4 protein-coding genes are annotated in these 4,485 nt (G+C 69.7%); 2 read left to right on the plus strand and 2 right to left on the minus strand.

Features of this window, described 5'->3' with window-relative positions; genetic code table 11:
• Positions 1-147: 147 nt before the first annotated feature.
• The gene (locus tag ACFVZH_RS39860) at positions 148-984 is read left to right on the plus strand and encodes a ketose-bisphosphate aldolase (protein WP_384905489.1); all 837 of its coding nucleotides are present in this window, start codon (positions 148-150) and stop codon (positions 982-984) included.
• A gap of 169 nt (positions 985-1,153) precedes the next feature.
• Here ACFVZH_RS39860 and ACFVZH_RS39865 read toward each other — a convergent pair whose 3' ends face one another.
• Complete coding sequence (locus tag ACFVZH_RS39865) at positions 1,154-2,158, minus strand: NEW3 domain-containing protein (RefSeq protein WP_384905494.1); 1,005 nt, start codon at positions 2,156-2,158, stop codon at positions 1,154-1,156.
• A 41-nt stretch (positions 2,159-2,199) separates the two neighbouring features.
• Positions 2,200-3,636 carry a Gfo/Idh/MocA family protein gene (locus tag ACFVZH_RS39870; protein WP_384905490.1) on the minus strand — a complete coding sequence of 479 codons (1,437 nt, stop codon included), beginning with the start codon at positions 3,634-3,636 and terminating at the stop codon, positions 2,200-2,202.
• A 193-nt stretch (positions 3,637-3,829) separates the two neighbouring features.
• Between ACFVZH_RS39870 and ACFVZH_RS39875 the strand changes: the two genes are divergently transcribed.
• A complete protein-coding gene (locus ACFVZH_RS39875; RefSeq protein WP_384905492.1) occupies positions 3,830-4,366 on the plus strand; it encodes a hypothetical protein in 537 nt (178 codons plus the stop codon).
• The last annotated feature ends 119 nt before the right edge of the window (positions 4,367-4,485 follow it).

Consider the following 4,485-nt stretch of genomic DNA (forward strand, 5'->3'; position numbering starts at 1 on the left):
CGTCCACCACCGAGCCCCACACCCCCACCACCCCGCCTTCGCCCCCCCCGCCCCTCGACAACCCCCCCACCCCCCCCACCCCCCCCGGCCGTTCCCCCATCACCCCTCCCCTTCCCGCAGCTTCGTCACGCTTCATGGAGAACCCCCATGCCTCTGACTCCCACCGACGACATCGTCGGGCCGGCGCGCGCAGCCAACACCGGTGTCGGCGCTTTCAACGTCGTACAGATCGAGCACGCCGAGGCGATCGTCACCGGGGCCGAGCGCGCCGAGCTGCCCGTCATACTGCAGATCAGCGAGAACACGGTCCGCTACCACGGCTCCCTCGCCCCCATCGCCCTCGCGACGCTCGCGATCGCTCGCGCCGCCGCCGTACCGGTCGCTGTCCACCTCGACCACGCCGAGTCGGCTCCGCTCGTTGCCGAGGCCGTCGAACTCGGCTTCACCTCAGTCATGTTCGACGCGTCAAAACTTCCGTACGCTGCGAACGTCTCCGCCACCCGTCTGATCACCGACCACTGCCACCGGGCCGACGTCTGGGTCGAGGCGGAGCTCGGCGAGGTCGGCGGCAAGGACGGCGCCCACGCCCCCGGCGTCCGTACGGACCCCGACGAGGCCCGCGCCTTCGCCGAGGCGACGGCCGTGGACGCGCTCGCCGTCGCCGTCGGCAGCTCGCACGCCATGCTCACCCGGAACGCCGTGCTCGACCTGGACCTCATCGCACGGCTGAAGGAGTCTCTGGACATCCCGCTCGTCCTGCACGGCTCTTCCGGTGTCGACGACGCGGATCTCGCGAAGGCCGTCGCCGCCGGGATGACCAAGGTGAACATCTCCACCCACCTCAACAAGCTCTTCACCCGCACGGTCCGCGAACGACTGGAGGCGGCCCCTTCCGTCGCCGACCCGCGGAAGTACCTGGGCCCGGCGCGCGATGCGGTGGCGGCCGAAGTGGCGCGGCTGCTGGGTGTCCTCGCCGGCTTCTGACCGCCCGCTCCGCATCGTCGGCTTTTCCAACGCAGAACGCTCGGCTGGGGAGCCCCAGCCGAGCGCCTGCGGAGACTGCTGGCGTTCTGATCAACCGAACCCGCGTTGCAACGACCCCTCGAATGCGTCATCGTCACCCGGGCGCGCTCGGCCGTGGTCCCGGCCTGGGTCAGGGTGCGAGGGCCATGTCGAAGATGTGGATGGCGCCGTTGCTGGGCAGGACCACGAACGCGACCTGCTTGGCGGGGTCCAGCGGGACGGCGTGGGCGAACACGCGGTACGCGATCCCCGCGTTGCCGTATCCGTCGGGGCGGTTGCGGCCGTCGGACGAGGCCACCAGGGTCGCGCCGTGGTCGTTCGCGGGGGCGAAGGACCAGTTGGGGAAGCCGAACGTGCCCGACGTGGTGGTGCCGTCCTTGTAGTGGACGGTCGCGCTGCCGGTCGCGCCGCTGCCCACGCCGGATCCGAGGAAGACGAGCTTGCCACCCGAGCCGGACAGCGCAATGGCCTGGCCGGCGCTGGAGACGTTGTTCTTGGTGCCGGGTGCGACGTCCGGCCAGGTCAGGTGGGCGCCGAGAGTGTTCACGGCGCCGCCCCTGGTGAGGCCGGCGGCGGCCAGCTTCTGTGCCGAGAAGCTGTTGCCCTCGCCGTCGTAGTTGCCGGCGGTGGTGGCGGCCTCATCGGTGACGGCGACGTTGTTGTACGCGGCTGTCAGGTTCGCCAGCGGGGTGCCGCTGAGTTCGGATCGCGTGGCCGTGGCAGAGCCGAGAGCGTCCCCGCCGCGGTAGGTCGCGGTCGCGCTGAAGGTCCACTCCTTGAATCCCGGGCGGCGCTCCGGCACCTGGATGCGGAAGACGGCCTCTGCCGAGGCTCCGACGGCGAAGCTCCCGTCGACCTCTTGGGCGGAGGGCTGTACGGCCCAGCCCACCGGTCCGGCGAAGGAGATCTTCAGTGACCGCATGCGGTCGGGACCGGCGTTCTTGACCGTGACCTTCACGGTGGAGATCGCGGGCCCGTCGAGGTCGATCGGGGAAATGCCCACTTCCGTCCTGGCGTCGGCGCTCGGGGCGGAGGCCGCAGCGGGTGCCGCCGAGGCATGCGTGGGGGTGAGGAACAGGCCGACGGCCGCCGCGAGGGCGACGGCTCTGAGGGGGCTCGTCCAGCCGCGTGGCATTCTCATGTCTTCTCCTGTGGAAGCGGGTTCAGGGGAGGGGGTCAGGCGACGGGCGGCATGTCGGAGGCGCGGGAGTCGAGGCCGGTCCGGAGGTTGACCCAGTCGCCGCGGGTGAAGTCCGGTATGTCCACGGGCTTTCCGCCGGCGGCCAGGGAGGTGACGCTCAGCGGAACGGGGGCGCACCAGGCGGCAGAGTCGTAGACGTCGATGTCGGGCACCAGGCCCGCCCGCATCAGCTGGACCGTCCGCCACTGCAGCACGTAGTCCATGCCGCCGTGCCCGCCGTTGTTGACCGCGTCGTCACCGATCTTCTTCCACAGCCAGTGGTCGAACTCCTTGCGGTACGAGCCGAAGTCGCGCCAGCTGTGACCGCCGTGGTCCGGCTCCACGTATATACGTCCGCCGTCGGCCGAGGAGACCCCCGCGTAGTCCTCGAAGATGCCCCGGCTGCCGGCGAGGCTGTTGATGCGGCTGTAGGGGCGGGGCGAGCTGACGTCGTGTTCGGCTCTCATGACGCGGCCCTGTGCCGTGTCGATGAGACAGGTGACGAGGTCGCCGTTGATGTAGGTCTCGTTCCACGACGGGTGCGAGCGGTCGACGAAGCGGGCACGGTAGTCGGCGAGCCCCTTGGGCTCGGTCGCGGTGGCGCGCAGCGTGGTCATCCGGTCCCCGCGGTTGATGTCCATGGCGGCGGCGATGGGCGCGAGGCCGTGCATGGGGTAGAAGCTGGCGGTGCTACGGGTGTGCCAGAGCCGGCGCCAGGAGTCGGTGTAGTACGTGTCCGAGAACAGCAGTGCGCGCAGGTCGTGCAGATAGCCGCCGTGTCCGTTGGTGATGTCGCCGAACAGGCCCTCGTGCCCCATCTTGAGCATGGCCAGCTCGTTGCGGCCATAGCTGCAGTTCTCCGCGAGCATGAGGTGCCTGCGGGTGCGCTCGGAGGTGTCGACGAGGTCCCACAGTTCGTCGAGCTCGGTGGCGATGGGCAGTTCGACGATGACGTGCTTGCCGGCCGTCAGCGCGGCCTTGCCCTGTTCGTAGTGGAACTCCCACGGGGTCGCGATGTAGACGAGGTCGATGTCGTCACGCCGCAGCATCTCCGCGTAGGAGTCGCCAGACCCGCCGTACTCGGCGGGCCGGGGCTTGCCCGTGGCGACGAGCTGGTCGGCGGTCCGCTTGGCTCGGTCGGCGCGGATGTCGCAGACCGCGGTGACGGTGCAGCCCGGCACGACGGACCAGCCTGTGGTCATACCGGAGCCACGGTTGCCCAGCCCGATCACACCGACGCGCACCGTCTGGTGGACGTCGTATGCGATGTTGATCATGGTCTTCTGTCCAGATCGGCGGCGGGGTGTGACGGCCGACAGAGCCGGAGCCGCGGACGCGGCCGGCGCCGTCGAACCGAGGCCCGCCAGGACCGCTCCGGTGGCGACCGCTCCCCCCATCAGCGAACGGCGGGACAGGGAAGAGAACTTGGGCATGGCGCTCCTTGGTGCGAAGACGGACCGGTGTGCGGCATGACTCTGGCGGGCAGTCAGATGTGATGTCAACACTTGCTCAAGAAAACCGAATTCCAAGTATTCTCAAGCAAACATCCTGCGCGTAGCGTGCATCTTGGGGAGGCGGCCACGCATCAGCCACTGATGCGGTGAGGACAGGGGCGGAGTACATTCGATGCCCCGAAGGCTGTACGAGAACGTGGGCTTCGACGACAACGGACACGTCGGCAACGTCGGTGGCGGCCTCGCAGGCATCCCTGCTGCCGTCCACGGACGGTCCCTGGTCCCCGTCGTGGAGCAAGCTCTTCTAGGCGGCGTCATCAAGGTCGACCCGGCGCGCGTCACGGGCCGGCAGAGGCCCTACCGAGGCTGGGGCGAGGTGGTCCGCTCCGCCGCATGTACGGCCGCGCGCATCGGCGAGGTCTCCGGCCGTGAGGTCGGAGACCTCCACACCACCCAATGGATCTGGACCGTCCGGCGCCAGACCACCCCGGCTCCCGGCGGCCTCGTCGACAAGAGAACGAAGGGCAAGCGGGCCCACCAAGTCCCCGTCATCGAAGAGATCCGCCCCCTCGTCGCCCAGCGCATCCTGGCTGCCGGCCCCGACCCCGACGCGCACAAGCTCACCGCCGCCGGCACCGCGCCCTCGGCGCACCTCGGCGCGCTCCGCGCGCCGCCGTCCCTGCCGAGCCCGATCGTGGTCGCCCGCTGACCGGTCAAGGCGAGTTGGTCCCCAGCTGGTCCCCGAAAACGAGTCAGGGGCCGTTTCAGATCTCTCTGAAACGGCCCCTGACCTGCGACTCTTTCGAGTCGGGACGACAGGATTTGAAC

The sequence above is a fragment of the Streptomyces sp. NPDC059534 genome (genome assembly GCF_042743475.1).
Classification (GTDB): Bacteria; Actinomycetota; Actinomycetes; order Streptomycetales; family Streptomycetaceae; genus Streptomyces.